Genomic DNA, 16,327 nt, shown 5'->3' with positions numbered 1-16,327 from the left:
GGATCCAGGTATGGACCAGGTTTGGGCAAACCGCGCAGCCAGCTCCGAAGCGGCCGTCACCCAACGGCACCTGAAACGGCTCTGGGCGCTTCCGGGAACCCAACTGGGAGTGGTGGCCTGGCCCTCGGACCGAAAAGACAGGTTGTTCGGAACCTGGCATTACTGGTGGCAGGCGCATCTGCTGGATTGCCTGGTCGACGCGCAGTTGCGCGATCCGCAGCCGCAGCGGCACACCCGAATCAACCGGCAGGTCCGCTCGCATCGTCTGCGCAACAACCTCTCCTGGGTCAACAGTTACTACGACGACATGGCGTGGCTGGCGCTGGCCTTAGAGCGTGCGGCCCGGATAGCCGGTGTCGAACGCAAGCGCGCGCTGCCCAAGCTGGCCGAGCAGTTCGTCAAGGCGTGGGTGCCAGAAGACGGCGGCGGCATCCCGTGGCGCAAGCAGGACCAGTTCTTCAACGCTCCCGCCAACGGCCCGGCCGGAATCTTTTTGGCCCGCTACGGCGACTGGCTCAAACGGGCCGAGCAGATGGGTGACTGGATCGACCGCACCTTGATCGACCCGGAGACACACCTGGTGTTCGACGGCATCAAGGCCGGCTCACTGGTGCGCGCGCAGTACACCTACTGCCAGGGTGTGGTGCTGGGACTGGAAACCGAGCTGGCCGCGCGCACCGGCGCCGAAGCCAGGCAGCGGCATCAGGCGCGGGTGCATCGTCTGGTCGCGGCCGTGGGCGAGCACATGGCGCCCTCCGGCGTGCTGCGCGGTGCGGGCGGCGGGGACGGCGGCCTGTTCGCGGGCATCACCGCTCGCTACCTCGCGCTGGTGGCCACCACCTTGCCGGGGGATTCCGCCGCCGACGTCACCACCCGCGATGCCGCTCGGGCAATAGTGCTGTCCAGCGCCAAATCCGCGTGGGACTACCGGCAAACGGTCGACGGGTTACCGGTATTCGGGGCGTTCTGGGACCGCGACGCCGAGCTGCCCACCGCGACCGGCAAGGAGGCGGAGTTCGTCGAGGGCGCGGTGATGAGCTCAGAAATCCCCGAGCGCGACCTGTCGGTGCAGCTGTCGGGCTGGATGTTGATGGAGGCCGCGCACGCGGCCTCAGTCGGGTAATGCGGGCTCGGACTCGCTCTTGGCGGCGCGGCGCCTGGAGCGGTAGGCGCGCCAGCCGCCGATCAGCGCCGGCAGCAGCGAGACGAACAGAATGGCCAGGATGATCTTTTCCAGGTTCTGGTGCACGAACGGCACGTTGCCCAGGAAGTAGCCGGCCAGCGTGACGCCCCCGCCCCAGGCGACACCGCCGACGATGTCGAAACCGAGGAACACCGGGTAGCGCATGTAGGACACCCCGGCGATCACAGGTGTGAACGTCCGCAGGAACGGGGCGAACCGGGCCAGGATGATCGCCCACGGACCGTATTTCTCGAAGAAGGCGTGCGAATCGGTCACGTAGTGCTTCTTGAAGAAGCGCGAATCTTCCTTCTTGAACAACGCCGGCCCGATACGGCGCCCGATGAAATAGCCACACTGATCACCGGCCACCGCAACCACCGCGACCGCGGGGGCCAGCACCCAGATGTTGGCCGGCGGGTTAGGGTGCGCGGCCAATAATCCGCCGGTGAACAGCAGCGACTCACCCGGCAGCAGCGGAAACAGCAATCCGGTCTCGATGAAGACGATGATCAGGATCCCGGGCAGCACCGCGGAGCCGAACACCCCGCCGGCGCCCAGCCAGTACATCGGGTCGAGGATGTCCGGCAGGGCCGTCACGGCGGTGCTCATGACGCTTCAACATACCGGCGTTGTAATACTGAGTGGACCCAGCCTTGTAGGAGGAAGTTTCATGCCCATCGCAACGCCCGAGGTCTACGCCGAGATGCTGGGCCGTGCGAAACAGAACTCGTACGCATTTCCGGCTATCAACTGCACCTCCTCGGAAACCGTCAACGCGGCAATCAAAGGCTTCGCCGATGCCGGCAGCGACGGCATCATCCAGTTCTCCACCGGTGGTGCGGAGTTCGGCTCCGGCCTGGGCGTCAAGGACATGGTGACCGGGGCCGTGGCCCTGGCCGAGTTCACCCACGTCATCGCCGCCAAATACCCGATCAACGTCGCGCTGCACACCGACCACTGCCCTAAGGACAAGCTCGACACCTACGTGCGCCCACTGCTGGCCATCTCCGCAGAAAGAGTGGGCAAGGGCCGGGACCCGCTGTTCCAGTCGCACATGTGGGACGGTTCCGCGGTGCCGATCGACGAGAACCTGGAGATCGCCCGAGAGCTGCTGAAGCAGGCCGCGGCCGCCAAGATCATCCTGGAGATCGAGATCGGCGTGGTGGGCGGCGAAGAGGACGGCGTCGCCAACGAGATCAACGACAAGCTCTACACCACCCCAAAGGACTTCGAGAAGACCATCGACGCTCTGGGCCACGGCGAACACGGCAAGTACCTGCTGGCCGCGACGTTCGGCAACGTGCACGGGGTCTACAAGCCCGGCAACGTCAAGCTGCGCCCCGACATCCTGGCCCAAGGGCAGAAGGTGGCGGCGGCCAAACTCGGTCTCGCGGACGACGCGAAGCCGTTCGACTTCGTCTTCCACGGCGGCTCGGGCTCGGAGAAGTCAGAGATCGAGGAGGCGTTGCGCTACGGGGTGGTGAAGATGAACGTCGACACCGACACCCAGTACGCGTTCACCCGCCCGATCGCCGGCCACATGTTCACCAACTACGACGGCGTGCTCAAGGTCGACGGCGAGGTGGGCGCCAAGAAGGTCTACGACCCGCGCAGCTATCTGAAGAAGGCCGAGGCCGCGATGACCGAGCGGGTCATCGAGGCCTGCAACGATCTGCACTGCGCCGGCAAGGCGCTCAGCTCGAGTTGACCCTCTGCCGCCCAGCGTGCACTCACTGCGAAAATCTGGCCCGAATCTCGCAATCAGTGCACGCTCGGCGCGAGCGTTAGACGGCTAGTTCGAGGGCGCTTGGCAGATCTTCCACTGATCGTCGCGGAACTGTAGGTCGAGGCTGCGGGTCGAGCGCAGCTGCGGGTCGTAGGCCATGAACGTGGTGATGTTGGCCTCGGCGTGCTGGCCGTTGACCACGACCTGGTCGATGCTGGCGATCACCGGATACTGCTTGGCCGCCGAAACCCGGCGATAGCTTTCCGCCCAAGCCTTTTCGTCGTACTCGACGTAACCATCGCGGGTGGTGCCGCAGGTGATGCTGCGCAGCGCCGTCAGATCGCCGGTCTGGATCGCGATGTCAAAGCTCTGGATGGTGTGTCGCACTTGTTCTTCCTGCGACACCTTCGAATGCTTGGTCCGGGTCAGCAGCACGGTGCCCAGGATGGCGATTGCCGCTAACGCGAGCACGATCACCACGATCGCCAGCACCCAGCCCCATTTGTGTTGCTTGGACGACCCCGGCTTGCCGCTGTCACGCGGTGGGATGGATTGCGGCACAGCCGTTTTCGGATGCATGCCGGGCGGTGTCGGCGAGCCGCCCGGACCGGGATGGGTCTGGAAGACCTCGGTGGCGGCCTCGGGGGCGGTGGCGATGACCTGGGTCTCTTTGGCGTCGAAGCCCGGAGCGGTGAAGCGGCGTTCGCGCGGCGCATCCGGGTTGAGCGGCTCCGGAGCTTCCGGCGGATCGGATTTGCTGATCACCACGGTTTCGGTTTCCGAGTCGTTCGGAATCAGGGGGGGTTCGGTGCCGGTGTCTTCAGTGCCGTCGCGGTCGGGCTCGGGTGCGTTGGGCATGAAAGGAGCTTAGCGACCCGCCGGCCGCCACGCGGAACGGCACAATTGGAACGGCACAATAGAGCCCATGACGCAGATGGGTGATCTCCTGGGACCTGATCCGATCCTGCTGCCCCCTGGCGGCGAAGCCGAAGAGGAGCTGCTGGCCGGCGAAAACCCGAGCATTGTCGCGGCCGCGCATCCGTCGGCCTCGGTGGCCTGGGCGACGTTGGCTGAGCAGGCACTGGCCGACGACAAAGCCGTCACCGCCTACGCATATGCCCGCACCGGTTATCACCGTGGCCTCGACCAATTGCGCCGCAACGGCTGGAAAGGCTTCGGTCCGGTGCCCTATGCACACGAACCGAACCAGGGCTTTTTGCGGTGCGTGGCCGCGCTGGCCCGTGCCGCCGACGCCATCGGCGAGACCGACGAGCTGTACCGCTGCCTGGATCTGCTCGACGACTGCGACCCCGCCGCGCGCCAGGCCCTCGGTCTTTAGTCGGGCCCTTAGTAGGTCTCGCTGCAGTGCGCGTCGCCGTCCGCGGACTCGATCTGGACGGTGGCGTGGTCCAGCCCGTGCTCATGCAACACCTCGCGCGCGTCGTGCAGCACCCGGGCGGAGTCGCCGTCGCTGGTCAGGTGCGCGGTAACCATGTCTTTGCCGGGCGACAGCGTCCACACGTGCAGGTCGTGCACATCCCTCACCCCGTCGACGTCGCCCAGCGCGTGGCGCAAGGCGTCGACGTCGATGTGCGCCGGTGAGGACTCGGACAGAATCCGCAGCGCGGCCCGGGCCAGCGCGATCGCCCGCGGCAGCACCCACAGCGCGACCAGGACGGCAACCACCACGTCGGCATACGGCCAGCTCGTCGTGATGGTGACGATGCCGGCGATCAACACGCCCAGGCTGCCGACGGTGTCGGCGACCACCTCCATGTAGGCGCCTTTGACCGCGAGACTGCCGTCGGCGTGCGAGCGCAGCAACAGCGCGACCACGAAGTTGGCGAGCAGGCCGGCCAGCGCCACCACGACCATCGGCACGCCCGGGATCGACGGTGCCTCACGGAGGCGTTCGATCGCTTCGAAGAGGATGAACAGCGCGACGCCGATCAGCAGCACGGCGTTGGCCACCGCGGTGAACACCTCGGCGCGGTGCCAGCCGAAGGTGCGGTTGGGGGAGGAGCTGCCGCGGCGGGCCAGCACGACCGCGGCCAGACCCATGAACACGGCCACCACGTCGGTCAGCATGTGTCCGGCATCGGCCAGCAGCGCGATCGAGTTGATCAGCAGCGAGGTGGTCAGCTCCACCACGAAGAACGCAGCGAGGATGCCCGCCGCGATCACCATCCGCGGAATCATCCGCGAAGCGTCCGCCTCGGTGGGGGTATGACTGTGACTGTGGCCTGCGCCCATGCGCAGTAATATATGCGTAATAACGCATATATTGCAATAGTTATCAGAACCAGATGCTCCAGAACCGGGTCAGCGTGCCACCCGCGGCCGCCAGCCAATGCGGCACACCGGAGAGATCGAACAACCAGTACACAAGCCCGAAGAGCCACCGGTTAAGCACGGGTGCCAGGAAGAAGAACAGCAGAAAAAAGGGTGCGAATTGCTTGGCCGGTGCCACCGCGCGCTGCGTCTCGGGACTCAGGTGCGGCTCCAGCGCGTCGTAACCGTCCAGGCCCGGGATGGGCAGCAGGTTCAGCACTACCGCGGTGATCTGCAGGAACCCCAGAAACGCCACGCCCGCCCACAACACCGCGTGCGCCGGGTTGTACAGCAGCTGCGTTGTCACCAGCAGCAACACAGCCAGCAGCAGGTTGGCTGCGGGTCCGGCCAGGCTGACCAGGGTGCGCCGCCGCGCGCTCATGAACCAGGTGTGTAGGTACACCGCGCCGCCGGGCAGGCCGATGCCACCGAGCGCGATGAACAACATCGGCAAACCCAGCGACAGCATGGGATGGCTGTAGCGGCGCGGGTCCAGGCTCAGGTAGCCGCGCAGGGCCACGTCCTGGTCGCCGAAGCGCCAGGCGGTGAACGCGTGGCTGAACTCGTGCAGGCACAGCGACACCAACCAGCCGGCGATCACGAAGATGAACACCCCGGCATAGGACAGCGGACGCACGCTCGCCCCGGCCGCCCAGGCCAGTGCGCCGCCGACGGCGGTGGCCGCGATGAGGCCCAGGAAGATCGGGCTGGGTCGTACTACCGAACCAACAACCATCCCTCGATGTTGCGGTAGAAGGTTGAGCGCCGCACCTTGCGGGGTGCCGTAACGCCGTCGCGCAGCACCGCGGCGCCGGTCGTGCCCAGCTGGACGGCGCGCCCACTGACCCAGCGGCGCCACGGCCGCCGGCCGGGCAGCGCGGCGCGCAGGCCGGGTAGCGCCGCCGTCGGCTCGATGGACACGCCGGTGACGTCGCCGTCGAACAGCACCGTGTCGTCGACGACGGCCTCGCCATGGATCACCGACTCGTCGCCGGCCGGCCGCCAGCTGGCCCGGCCCACGATCACGGTGCCGGTCTCGTCGCGGATCAGCGGGACCCGGGCGGCGGTCCCACGCCGGGCCCGCCGGGCCGCGCGGCGTCCGGCAGGCAACCGATAGACCCGGGTCGCCGGCGTGCGCCGGCGCGGCACATAGCCGACCTCGACGTCGAGTCGCTCGGCGCGCAATAACCGGGTGAGTACGGCGGCCAGGTCGGCGTCGGTGCCCACCACGATCAATCGCCGATAGGGCCCGTCGATCGCATCCAAGCCGTCCCCCGGCTCGCCAACGAACACCGGCAAACCGGCCAGCGACCGCGGCACGCCGGAATCGCCGAACAGCAACACGGCCGCATTCATGACACTCCTCGTTAACCGCTAGGTAGGGTAGGTCACCGGCTGGACCACAATAAGCGGGGATAACCCGCGAGAGCAGGTGGCGATCGCAAGCGCGGCGCCCGCCGCGCGCAGCGGGTCGTCACCATTAGACCCAGGTGGGAGCACGTCATGCCGGCAGTCGTCCTCATCGGCGCCCAGTGGGGCGACGAGGGCAAAGGTAAGGCCACTGATCTGCTCGGTGGCCGGGTGCAGTGGGTGGTGCGCTATCAGGGCGGCAACAACGCCGGGCACACCGTCGTCTTGCCCACGGGGGAGAACTTCGCGTTGCACCTCATTCCCTCGGGTGTGCTGACGCCCGGCGTCACCAATGTCATCGGCAACGGCGTGGTGGTGGACCCCGGCGTGCTGCTCGACGAACTCAAAGGCCTGGAAGATCGCGGCGTCGACACCTCCAAGCTGCTGATCTCCGCCGACGCCCACCTGCTGATGCCCTACCACGTCGCCATTGACAAGGTCACCGAGCGCTACATGGGCAGCAAGAAGATCGGCACCACCGGCCGCGGCATCGGGCCCTGCTACCAAGACAAGATCGCCCGGATGGGGATCCGGGTCGCCGATGTGCTGAACCCCGAACAGCTCACCCACAAGGTCGAGGCCGCACTTGAGTTCAAGAACCAGGTGTTGGTCAAGATCTACAACCGCAAGGCGCTGGAGCCAGACCAGGTCGTCGAGGCGCTGCTGGAACAGGCCGAGGGTTTCCGGCATCGCATCGCCGACACCCGGCTGCTGCTCAACGCCGCGCTGGAGGCGGGCGAAACGGTGTTGCTGGAAGGCTCGCAGGGCACCCTGCTCGACGTCGACCACGGCACCTACCCGTACGTGACGTCGTCGAATCCGACGGCGGGTGGGGCGGCCGTCGGATCCGGCATCGGTCCGACCCGGATCACCACCGTGCTCGGGATCCTCAAGGCCTACACCACCCGGGTGGGCTCCGGCCCGTTCCCCACCGAGCTGTTCGACGAGAAGGGCGAGTACCTGTCCAAGACCGGCGGCGAATTCGGTGTGACGACCGGGCGGCGCCGGCGCTGCGGCTGGTTCGATGCCGTCATCGCGCGGTATGCGACCCGGGTGAACGGCATCACCGACTTCTTCCTGACCAAGCTCGACGTGCTCTCCAGCCTGGAAACCGTTCCGGTGTGCGTCGGCTACGAGGTCGACGGCAAGCGCACCCACGAGATGCCGATGACCCAGAGCGACCTCTGTGGCGCCACGCCGATCTACGAAGAGCTGCCCGGCTGGTGGGAAGACATCTCGGCCGCGCGCGAATTCGACGACCTGCCGGCCAAGGCGCGCGACTACGTGTTGCGGCTGGAAGAGCTTGCCGGAGCTTATGTTTCGTGCATTGGCGTCGGTCCGGGACGGGATCAGACCATCGTGCGCCGCGATATCCTGGCGGCGCGCCGGTGACGCATTATTCGTCGGTGCGGCCAGAAGACGAAGATCCCGAATACGACCATCACGGCGGCTTCCCCGAATACGGGCCGGCCAATCCGGGCGCCGGGTTCCGCGACTTCGTGGCGACCATGCGCCGGTTGCAGGACCTGGCGGTGTCCGCCGACCCCGGCGACGACGTGTGGGATGAGGCGGCTTCGCGCGCCGCGGGGCTGGTCGAGTTGCTCGGCCCGTTCCAGGCCGAGGAGGGCAAGGCACCGGCCGGCCGGACGCCGGACCTGCCCGGCATGGGCAGCCTGTTGCTGCCGCCGTGGACCTTGACCCGCTATGAGCCCGACGGCGTCGAGATGACCGGGACCTTCACCAGATTTCACGTGGGGGGCAACTCCGCGGTGCACGGCGGTGTGCTGCCGCTGCTGTTTGACCACATGTTCGGCATGATTTCGCACGCGGCCGGACGGCCGATCAGCCGCACGGCGTTCCTGCACGTGGATTACCGCAAGGTCACCCCGATCGATACGCCGCTGCTGATCCGCGGGCGGGTCAGCAGCACCGAGGGCCGCAAGGCGTTCGTGACGGCAGAACTGGTCGACAGCGACGACACGGTGCTGGCCGAGGGCAACGGCCTGATGGTGCGGCTATTGCCCGGCCAGCCGTAACGGCCTACTGGTTGGGGTTCGGCGGCACCACGATGATGGTGGCCCCGGGGATCGCGGCCAGCGTTGCCGCAAGGTTGGCGACGACGCCCGGGGGCAGGCCCGCCGGCAGCCCTGGAAAGTGCGCGCCGGCCGCCGCGGCCGGTATTGCGGGTTGGTTCGCCGCGGGCTTGGCCGCCGCGGCCGCGGCGCCGCCGGCGCCGCCGCCCGGGGTGGCGGGCTGGGTGCTCGTGCCCGAGGAGGAACCGCCGCGCGCCGCCAGCCCGGCCACGCTGGTGCCCGCCAGGCCCGCGGCCGCCAGGCCGGCGTACGAGCCGTCGGAGCTGCCGGTCATGTACATCGGTGTGGCGTTGGGGAACATCGCAGCGATCTGGCGCACCGCCGGTGGCTGGTACCAGCTCTGCGGCACCGATAGCCCGCCGGCATTCGACGAATAGCCCGACAGCGCGGCGACCGGCGGCTTGACGCCCGGCACCAGCCGTCCAGACGCCGCAGGGTTCGTATCGTCGGCCCGCGCGCCGCCCGGGACCGAGATGTTTCCCCCGCCGGCTGCGCCGCTGTCGTCGATGCCGATGCCACGACTGGCGTCGTCCTCGGAGATGGCGTCGTGGCGATAGACCTCGACCAGCTGCGCCCCTTGTACGCCGGTGCTGACTGCCGCGACCACCACGGCCGCCGCGACCAGCAGGTCCAGATCGCCGATCGGTGTTGGTAGGCCGATTGCCGCCGCGGGTGCGGTAATCGCGGACACGGCTGCGGCCGGTTCGGCAAGAGGTGCGCTCTCGGTGGTGGTCGCCGGCGGCGGGGTGAACGGCGTCAGCTCCGACGCCGCCGCGGAGGTGCCCGCGTAGCCGTCCATGGCGACGATGTCCTGTGCCCACATTTCGCCGTAGTCGGCTTCGTTGTTGGCGATCGCCGGGGTGTTCTGGCCGAATATGTTGGTTTGGGCCAGGGCAACGGTCGAGGCGCGGTTGGCCGTGATCGCGACCGGCGGAACGGTTGCCGCGTATGCCGACTCGTACGCGTTTGCCGCGGCCACGGCCTGTGCCGCGGCCTGCTCGGCCTGAGCGGCGGTGGCCTTCATCCATGCGACGTAGGGTGCTGCAGCGGCGGCCATCGACAGCGCCGACGCGCCCTGCCACTCGTGACCGCTGAGCCCGGCTACCACCGCTTCGTAGGTGGCCGCGGTCGCGTTCAGTTCGTTGGACAGCCGCGCCCAGGCCGCGGCCGCCTGCATCAGCGGTGCCGAGCCCGGACCGGAATAGATACGGGCCGAATTGATTTCGGGCGGTAGCTCCGCGAAGTCCATCGCTACCCTCCTGCCACCAACTGAGACCTCCTCATCGCCAAGGTACACAGGCACCTATCAGCAGAGTTACATAAGATTCCCAAAAATGAGCCCAGACGCGTCGTTCTCTTATGGAAGGGTGAGCTGGTGACTGACGGCCCCCGGGTGCTGCTGCTGGGTTCGGATGAGCTCGGACGGGAGTTGACGATCGCGCTGCAGCGGCTGGGCGCCGAAGTGATCGCCGTCGACGGTTCGCCCGATGCGCCCGCACACCGAGTGGCCGACCAGGCGCTCGTCGCCGAGCTGACCGACCCGGCCCAACTGGCCGAGTTGTTCGGGCGCTTGCAACCGGACTTCGTCGTGACGCTCACCGACGCGGTTTCGGTAAAGGCGCTCAACGACCTCAGTCTCAGCGAAGCCGAGCAGGCAGATTCCGAAGGCGGCCACACCGAACTGGTGCCCAGCGCGCGCGCCGTCCGGGTGACCGGTGACCGGGAGGGCCTGCGCAAGCTGGCCGCTGATCAGCTGGGCCTGCCCACCGCGCCGTTCTGGTTCGTCGGATCGCTGGGTGAACTCGAGGCCGTCGCCGCCCATGCCGGGTTCCCGTTGCTGGTCAAACCGAGCGCGGGGACGCCCGGCCAGGGGCAGTCGCTGGTCAAGGGCCCTGACCAGGTCAAAGACGCCTGGCAGCGGGCCGGCGGTGGCGATACGCCGGGTGAGGCCTACTCCGTCTGGGCCGAGTCGGTGGTCGAGGTCGAATTTCTGGTCACGATGATCGTTGTGCGCAGCGACGGCCCGGACGGGCCGGTAATCGAGTTCTGCGCACCCGTTGGGCACCACCGCGCCGAGGGCGGTGCGCTGGAGTCCTGGCAACCCCAGCAGATGAGCACGCCGGCGCTGGATGCGGCCAGATCGATCGCCGCGCGCATCGTCAAGGCGCTCGGCGGGCGCGGCGTCTTCAGCGTCGAATTGATGATCAACGGCGACGAGGTGTACTTCGGCGATGTGACCGCACACCCCACCGCCAGCACCTGGGTCACCCTGCGCAGCCAGCGGCTTTCGGTGTTCGAGCTGCAGGCGCGGGCCATTCTGGGGGTGGCGGTGGACACCATCATGGTGTCGCCCGGCGCTGCCCGCGAGGTGACGGGCACACCGCCGGGCGCCGACGCGCTGACGGCGGCACTGCGGGTGCCGGAAAGCGACCTTCGGCTGTTCGGGCAAACGGAACGGCCGGTGCCCGCCGGGGCTCCCGGCGGCATCGGGCTGGCGCTGGCCACCGCGCCCGAGGTGGCGGCCGCTCGCGACCGCGCCCGCGACGTCGCTACCCACCTTGATGTGCGAGACTCACGCGAGTGAGCTACGCAGGAGATATAACGCCGCTTGAGGCATGGAAGATGCTCAGCGACAACCCCCAGGCAGTACTGGTCGACGTGCGCACCGATGCCGAATGGAGTTTCGTGGGTGTGCCCGATCTGTCCAGCCTGGGCCGTGAAGTGGTTTTCATCGAGTGGAACAAGAGCAACGGCCAGCACAACGACGGCTTCCTGACCCAACTGCAGGAACAGGTTCCCGCCGGTCAGGAAGATCGGCCGGTGATCTTCTTGTGCCGCTCGGGTAACCGCTCCATCGGTGCGGCCGAAGTCGCGACCGAGGCGGGCATCGGACCGTCCTACAACGTGCTGGACGGCTTCGAAGGACACCTCGATACCCATGCACATCGCGGCGAAAGCGGCTGGCGAGCGCTGGGGTTGCCCTGGAGACAGGGGTGACCGAGGAGCCCTCGGTCCGCACGCCCAAGGCGCTGCCCGACGGCGTGAGCCAGGCGACCGTCGGCGTGCGCGGCGGTCTGTTGCGCTCCGGGTTCGAAGAGACCGCCGAGGCGATGTTCATGACGTCCGGCTATGTCTACCCGTCGGCCGAGGTGGCCGAGCAGTCGTTCACCGGCGAGTCGGACCACTTTGTGTACTCGCGTTACGGCAACCCGACGATCAGCATGTTCCAGGAACGGCTGCGCCTGATCGAAGGCGCCCCGGCGGCGTTCGCCACCGCCAGTGGCATGGCCGCGGTGTTCACCTCGCTGGGTGCACTGCTGGGCGCCGGCGATCGGTTGGTGGCCGCGCGCAGCCTATTCGGCTCGTGTTTCGTGGTGTGCAACGAGATCCTGCCGCGCTGGGGTGTGGAGACCGTTTTCGTCGACGGCGACGACCTTTCGCAATGGGAGCAGGCATTATCGGTACCCACCCAGGCGGTGTTCTTCGAGACGCCGTCGAATCCGATGCAATCCCTGGTGGATATCGCCGCGGTGACCGAGATGGCCCACGCGGCGGGCGCAAAAGTGGTGCTGGACAACGTGTTTGCCACGCCGTTGCTGCAGCAGGGTTTTCCGCTCGGAGTGGACGTGGTGGTGTACTCGGGCACCAAACACATCGACGGCCAGGGCCGGGTGCTCGGCGGTGCCATCCTCGGCGACCAGGAGTACATCGACGGTCCGGTGCAGAAGCTGATGCGGCACACCGGCCCGGCGCTGAGCGCGTTCAACGCGTGGGTGCTGTTGAAAGGCCTTGAGACACTTGCGGTTCGGGTCGAGTACAGCAATTCCTCGGCGCAGCGTATCGCGGAGTTCCTGGAAGGCCATCCCGCGGTGCGATGGGTGCGTTACCCCTACCTGCCGTCGCACCCGCAGTACGACCTGGCGAAGCGTCAAATGTCCGGCGGCGGAACGGTTGTCACCTTCGAACTCGACGTCCCCGCAAGTGCCGCCAAGCAACGGGTCTTCGAAGTCCTGGACAAGTTGCGGCTGATCGACATCTCCAACAACCTCGGCGACGCCAAATCGCTTGTCACGCATCCCGCGACGACCACGCACCGGGCGATGGGTCCGGAGGGCCGCGCCGCGATCGGGCTCGGTGACGGCGTGGTCCGCATCTCCGTCGGGCTGGAAGGCACCGACGACCTGATCGCCGATATCGACCAGGCGTTGAGTTAGCCGGTCGCCTGCTGTTCTGCTTGTTCGGCGCGTTCGGCCGCCGCCAGCGCTCCCTGGGTCTGTGCCTCCATCCACTGCGTCACCACGCGGGCATAGACCATCTGGCTGGTGATGGCCATCTGCCCACGGGTGCGGCCCAGGAATGAGATCCCCCAGGAGAACATCGCCGCGATCCGGTTCCGGTGGCCCACCAGGTAATACAGGTGCAGCACCAGCCACGCCAGCCAAGCGATGAAACCGGCGAACTCCAGCTTGCCGACCTGGGCGACGGCGGTGTACCGCGAGACCAGGGCCATGCTGCCCTTGTTGAAGTATTTGAACGGCTCGCGAGTGGCCGGGTCGTCCTTGCCTTTGACGGTGTTCTTGATGATCTTCGTGGCGTAGTGCGCGCCCTGGATTGCGCCCTGCGCCATCCCGGGCACGTCGGGCACGGACATCAAATCGCCGACGACGAAGACGTGCGGGTGTCCCTTCACGGTGAGGTCGGGTTCCACGACAACCCGTCCGGCGCGGTCGGTTTCGGTTCCGTCGGACTGCTCGGTCACCATCTTGCCCAGCGGGCTGGCCTGGACGCCGGCCGCCCACACTTTGCACGCGCATTCGATGCGGCGCTCGGTGCCGTCCTTTTCCTTGATCGTGATGCCCTTGTAGTCCACGGCGCTCACCATCGCGTTGAGTTGGACCTCGACGTCCATCTTTTCCAGCCGGTGTTGGGCCTTGAGGCCCAACTTGGTGCCCATCGGCGGCAACACCGCGGGTGCGGCATCGAGCAGGATCACCCGGCATTCGCTGGGTGTAATGGTGCGGAAGGCGCCGGCCAGGGTGCGCTCGGCGAGTTGGACGATCTCGCCGGCCAACTCGACGCCGGTGGGTCCGGCGCCGACGACGACGAACGTCAGCCGACGTTCGCGTTCGTCATGGTCGGTGGCGACCTCGGCGGCTTCGAACGCGCCGAGGATGCGGCCGCGCAATTCCAGTGCGTCGTCGATCGTTTTCATGCCCGGCGCGTAGGTGGCGAAGTGGTCGTTGCCGAAGTAGGACTGCTGCGCGCCGGCGGCGACGATGAGACTGTCGTACGGGGTGACCGTCTCCATGCCCATCAGTTTCGACCTGACGGTCTTGGCCGTCAGATCGATCGCTTCGACTTCGCCCAGCAACACCCTGACGTTCTTCTGTTTGCGCAGGATCAGCCGCGTGGTCGGGGCGATGTCGCCTTCGGACAGGATGCCGGTCGCGACTTGGTACAGCAGTGGCTGGAACAAGTGGGTGGTGGTCTTCGAAATCAAGGTGACCTCGACATCGGCCCGCTTGAGCGACTTGGCCGCGTTCAGGCCGCCGAAGCCGCTTCCGATGATGACGACGCGGTGGCGCCTGCCGCTGTCGCTGGATGGGGGCGTCATGGTTCTCCTTCAGTCTGGTCACTGCAGCGCATGTACACCGTACGACTAGCCGGCCCGCGTTCGACAGCAACCGCGGGTTTACAGATACGGGTAGGGGGTATACCCTAGGTTCGGTGATCCGGTCGCGACGCGCCATTGCCGCTGTAGTGGTGGCGTGGCTGGTGTTCGGCATCGCCGGCGTGCATTGCGGAATCCCGCGCCTGGACCTCGGGCACATTCAGCACGCTGATTCGTCGCTGTCCGCGGTCGCCGGCGACCAGGGGCATCTGCTTGGTCCTGCTAAGCCATGCCCGCCGCGGTTCGCCACCTTGCCCTTGCCGCCGCCGGTAACGGCGTGGGTTGCGCTCGGTTTGGTGGCCGTTGCGGGTGTGGCGGCTTTTCTGGTTGCGTGTGTCGGTGCCCCAGGTGGCCGCAGCCCGCCGGCCGGCGTCGTCGTCGCCGTGTCCGGTCGCAGCCTATTGACCCGGATCTGCCAAGTCCGTCGCTGAGCGGTCAGCGCCAGGTCGTGTGCTCCATTGCCCACGACCGGAGTTTCGCTGACTTTTTCTGGTGCGACGAAATGGCTTGGGAGCAAAGGAAATGGACTTTGGTGCGTTACCGCCGGAGATCAACTCCGGGAAGATGTACGCCGGCCCCGGCGCCGGGTCGATGCTGATTGCCGCGTCGGCCTGGGAATCGGTTGCCGACGAGCTGTACTCGACGGCGAGCTCTGCCGGGGCGGTCATTACGGCGCTGACCGACGAGCCGTGGCTGGGCGAGGCGTCAGTGGCGATGGTCACTGCGGCCACCCCGTACCTGGGGTGGCTGACTGCCAGCGCCGCACAGGCGCAGCACACCGCGGCTCAAATGCGGGCTGCTGCGGGCGCATTCGAGGCGGCGTTTGCGGCCACGGTGCCCCCGCCGGTGATTGCCGCCAACCGGACGCTGTTGCTGGCTTTGACGGCGACCAACGTGCTGGGTATTAACACGCCCGCGATCGCGACGGTAGAGGCGCACTACGGCGAAATGTGGGCCCAGGATGCCGCGGCCATGTATGGGTATGCCGGCGCCTCGGCGGCCGCGTCGGTCTTGACGGCGTTCACGTCACCGGTCAATGGGGATGGTTCCCACTTCTTGGAGGACATCAGCATGTTGAGTTCCCTTGTGTCACCGTTGAGTTCGGTTGCATCGACGATGAGTTCGTCGATGTCGGCGATGTCCTCGATGAGCTCGGTGGCCAAGGCATTCGGCTCGTCGGCCACTGCGGTGGAGTCGTTAGGTCGGGAAGCGACCGCGCTGGGTACGACGGTGACCAACCAGCTCACCGGGTTGGCGCTGCCTGCGGCGGAGGTGTCGGCAGAAGTGGGCGGGGCGATGTCGCTCGGGCCGTTGTCGGTGCCGCGGAGTTGGGCGACGCTCACCGGGGCGGTTGGCGCGGTTGGCGCGCCGAGTTCTGCGGCCGCCCGGTTACCGGGCGTCGGCAGCGTTTCCGCGGTTCAGCCGGTCGCTGGGGCCGGCAGCATGCTCGGCGGTCTGCCGATCAGCATGACCGCCCGCGGCGAAGGTTCGGGTACTGCGGCGACTTTTCGGGCTGGGTTTCGTCCCACGGTGCTGCCGCGGTCGCTTTAATCGAGTCGGCCGACGGGCCTGGCCGGCGGGCCTGGCCGGCGGGCGACGCCCGCTTCGAGTGTGTGGCCTTGGCGGTCTTTTCGCGATTCGGCCGCCGTGTGTGCACACTCAAAGCCACACGTGCACAGTCGAATCGGCGACTCGTATCGCGCCGCGCTGGCCTCCGCCGCGGAACGCCCACGCCCGCTTCGAGTGTGTGGCCTTGGCGGTCGATTCGCGATTGCCCCGCCGCGTGTGCACACTCAAAGCCACACGTGCACAGTCGAATCGGCGACTCGTATCGCGCCGCGCTGGCCCCCGCCGCGGAACGCCCACGCCCGCTTCGAGTGTGTGGCCTTGGCGGTCGATTCGCGATTGCCCCG

17 protein-coding genes are annotated in these 16,327 nt (G+C 67.4%); 10 read left to right on the top strand and 7 right to left on the bottom strand.

Annotated features, from left to right (window positions below):
- The first annotated feature begins 10 nt into the window (after window positions 1-10).
- A complete protein-coding gene (locus tag BST12_RS16915) occupies window positions 11-1,123 on the top strand; it encodes a glycoside hydrolase family 76 protein (RefSeq protein WP_083114288.1) in 1,113 nt (370 codons plus the stop codon).
- On the opposite strand, the gene BST12_RS16910 is transcribed toward BST12_RS16915, so the two are convergent.
- The gene (locus BST12_RS16910) at window positions 1,112-1,792 is read right to left on the bottom strand and encodes a VTT domain-containing protein (RefSeq protein ID WP_083114287.1); all 681 of its coding nucleotides are present in this window, start codon (window positions 1,790-1,792) and stop codon (window positions 1,112-1,114) included. The genes BST12_RS16915 and BST12_RS16910 overlap by 12 nt on opposite strands.
- 61 nt (window positions 1,793-1,853) lie before the next feature.
- Here BST12_RS16910 and fbaA point away from each other — a divergent pair, with 61 nt between their 5' ends.
- Window positions 1,854-2,891, top strand: a complete 1,038-nt coding sequence (gene fbaA, locus BST12_RS16905; RefSeq protein ID WP_083114286.1) for a class II fructose-bisphosphate aldolase — start codon at window positions 1,854-1,856, stop codon at window positions 2,889-2,891.
- Between the two features lie 84 nt (window positions 2,892-2,975).
- On the opposite strand, the gene BST12_RS16900 is transcribed toward fbaA, so the two are convergent.
- The gene (locus tag BST12_RS16900; RefSeq protein WP_083114285.1) at window positions 2,976-3,767 is read right to left on the bottom strand and encodes an Rv0361 family membrane protein; all 792 of its coding nucleotides are present in this window, start codon (window positions 3,765-3,767) and stop codon (window positions 2,976-2,978) included.
- Between the two features lie 67 nt (window positions 3,768-3,834).
- On the opposite strand from BST12_RS16900, the gene BST12_RS16895 reads away from it, so the two are divergent.
- Window positions 3,835-4,248 carry a DUF3151 domain-containing protein gene (locus BST12_RS16895; protein ID WP_083114284.1) on the top strand — a complete coding sequence of 138 codons (414 nt, stop codon included), beginning with the start codon at window positions 3,835-3,837 and terminating at the stop codon, window positions 4,246-4,248.
- Between the two features lie 8 nt (window positions 4,249-4,256).
- Here BST12_RS16895 and BST12_RS16890 read toward each other — a convergent pair whose 3' ends face one another.
- The 3 genes from BST12_RS16890 to BST12_RS16880 are packed head-to-tail and all read right to left on the bottom strand — an operon-like array spanning window position 4,257 to window position 6,596.
- Window positions 4,257-5,162: a cation diffusion facilitator family transporter gene (locus tag BST12_RS16890; protein ID WP_083114283.1), complete on the bottom strand. Its 906-nt coding sequence runs from the start codon at window positions 5,160-5,162 to the stop codon at window positions 4,257-4,259.
- A gap of 43 nt (window positions 5,163-5,205) precedes the next feature.
- The gene (locus BST12_RS16885; protein WP_083114282.1) at window positions 5,206-5,976 is read right to left on the bottom strand and encodes a site-2 protease family protein; all 771 of its coding nucleotides are present in this window, start codon (window positions 5,974-5,976) and stop codon (window positions 5,206-5,208) included.
- Window positions 5,958-6,596 carry a peptidase M50 gene (locus tag BST12_RS16880; RefSeq protein WP_083114281.1) on the bottom strand — a complete coding sequence of 213 codons (639 nt, stop codon included), beginning with the start codon at window positions 6,594-6,596 and terminating at the stop codon, window positions 5,958-5,960. The genes BST12_RS16885 and BST12_RS16880 overlap by 19 nt, the downstream gene beginning before the upstream one ends.
- Window positions 6,597-6,743: 147 nt before the next feature.
- Here BST12_RS16880 and BST12_RS16875 point away from each other — a divergent pair, with 147 nt between their 5' ends.
- Window positions 6,744-8,042 (top strand): adenylosuccinate synthase, encoded by a 1,299-nt coding sequence (locus BST12_RS16875; protein ID WP_083114280.1) that lies wholly within the window; start codon window positions 6,744-6,746, stop codon window positions 8,040-8,042.
- Window positions 8,039-8,686 (top strand): PaaI family thioesterase, encoded by a 648-nt coding sequence (locus tag BST12_RS16870; RefSeq protein WP_083114279.1) that lies wholly within the window; start codon window positions 8,039-8,041, stop codon window positions 8,684-8,686. Before BST12_RS16875 ends, BST12_RS16870 begins: the two co-directional genes overlap by 4 nt.
- A 4-nt stretch (window positions 8,687-8,690) precedes the next feature.
- Here the strand turns inward: BST12_RS16870 and BST12_RS16865 are convergent, their stop codons facing one another.
- Window positions 8,691-9,992: a PPE family protein gene (locus tag BST12_RS16865; protein ID WP_083114278.1), complete on the bottom strand. Its 1,302-nt coding sequence runs from the start codon at window positions 9,990-9,992 to the stop codon at window positions 8,691-8,693.
- 123 nt (window positions 9,993-10,115) lie between these two features.
- Between BST12_RS16865 and purT the strand changes: the two genes are divergently transcribed.
- From purT to BST12_RS16850, 3 genes are read left to right on the top strand one after another with little or no spacing between them, the layout of a single operon-like run.
- Window positions 10,116-11,327, top strand: a complete 1,212-nt coding sequence (gene purT, locus BST12_RS16860; RefSeq protein WP_276029846.1) for a formate-dependent phosphoribosylglycinamide formyltransferase — start codon at window positions 10,116-10,118, stop codon at window positions 11,325-11,327.
- On the top strand, window positions 11,324-11,740 hold the full coding sequence (locus BST12_RS16855) for a rhodanese-like domain-containing protein (RefSeq protein ID WP_083114277.1): 417 nt from the start codon (window positions 11,324-11,326) through the stop codon (window positions 11,738-11,740). Before purT ends, BST12_RS16855 begins: the two co-directional genes overlap by 4 nt.
- Entirely contained in the window at window positions 11,737-12,957 is a 1,221-nt protein-coding gene (locus BST12_RS16850; RefSeq protein ID WP_083114276.1) for an O-succinylhomoserine sulfhydrylase, read from the top strand. Before BST12_RS16855 ends, BST12_RS16850 begins: the two co-directional genes overlap by 4 nt.
- Here the strand turns inward: BST12_RS16850 and BST12_RS16845 are convergent.
- The gene (locus BST12_RS16845) at window positions 12,954-14,357 is read right to left on the bottom strand and encodes an NAD(P)/FAD-dependent oxidoreductase (protein WP_083114275.1); all 1,404 of its coding nucleotides are present in this window, start codon (window positions 14,355-14,357) and stop codon (window positions 12,954-12,956) included. The genes BST12_RS16850 and BST12_RS16845 overlap by 4 nt on opposite strands.
- 113 nt (window positions 14,358-14,470) lie before the next feature.
- On the opposite strand from BST12_RS16845, the gene lpqS reads away from it, so the two are divergent.
- Window positions 14,471-14,845, top strand: coding sequence for a putative copper homeostasis (lipo)protein LpqS (gene lpqS / locus BST12_RS16840; protein ID WP_139801726.1), 375 nt, complete (start codon window positions 14,471-14,473; stop codon window positions 14,843-14,845).
- A 91-nt stretch (window positions 14,846-14,936) separates the two neighbouring features.
- Window positions 14,937-15,965: a PPE family protein gene (locus tag BST12_RS16835; RefSeq protein ID WP_083114273.1), complete on the top strand. Its 1,029-nt coding sequence runs from the start codon at window positions 14,937-14,939 to the stop codon at window positions 15,963-15,965.
- The last annotated feature ends 362 nt before the right edge of the window (window positions 15,966-16,327 follow it).

It is taken from the genome of Mycobacterium angelicum (assembly GCF_002086155.1).
GTDB classification, from domain to species: Bacteria; Actinomycetota; Actinomycetes; order Mycobacteriales; family Mycobacteriaceae; genus Mycobacterium; species Mycobacterium angelicum.
Note: the sequence above shows the minus strand (reverse complement) of the source record. Positions and strands in the feature narration are given on the sequence as shown.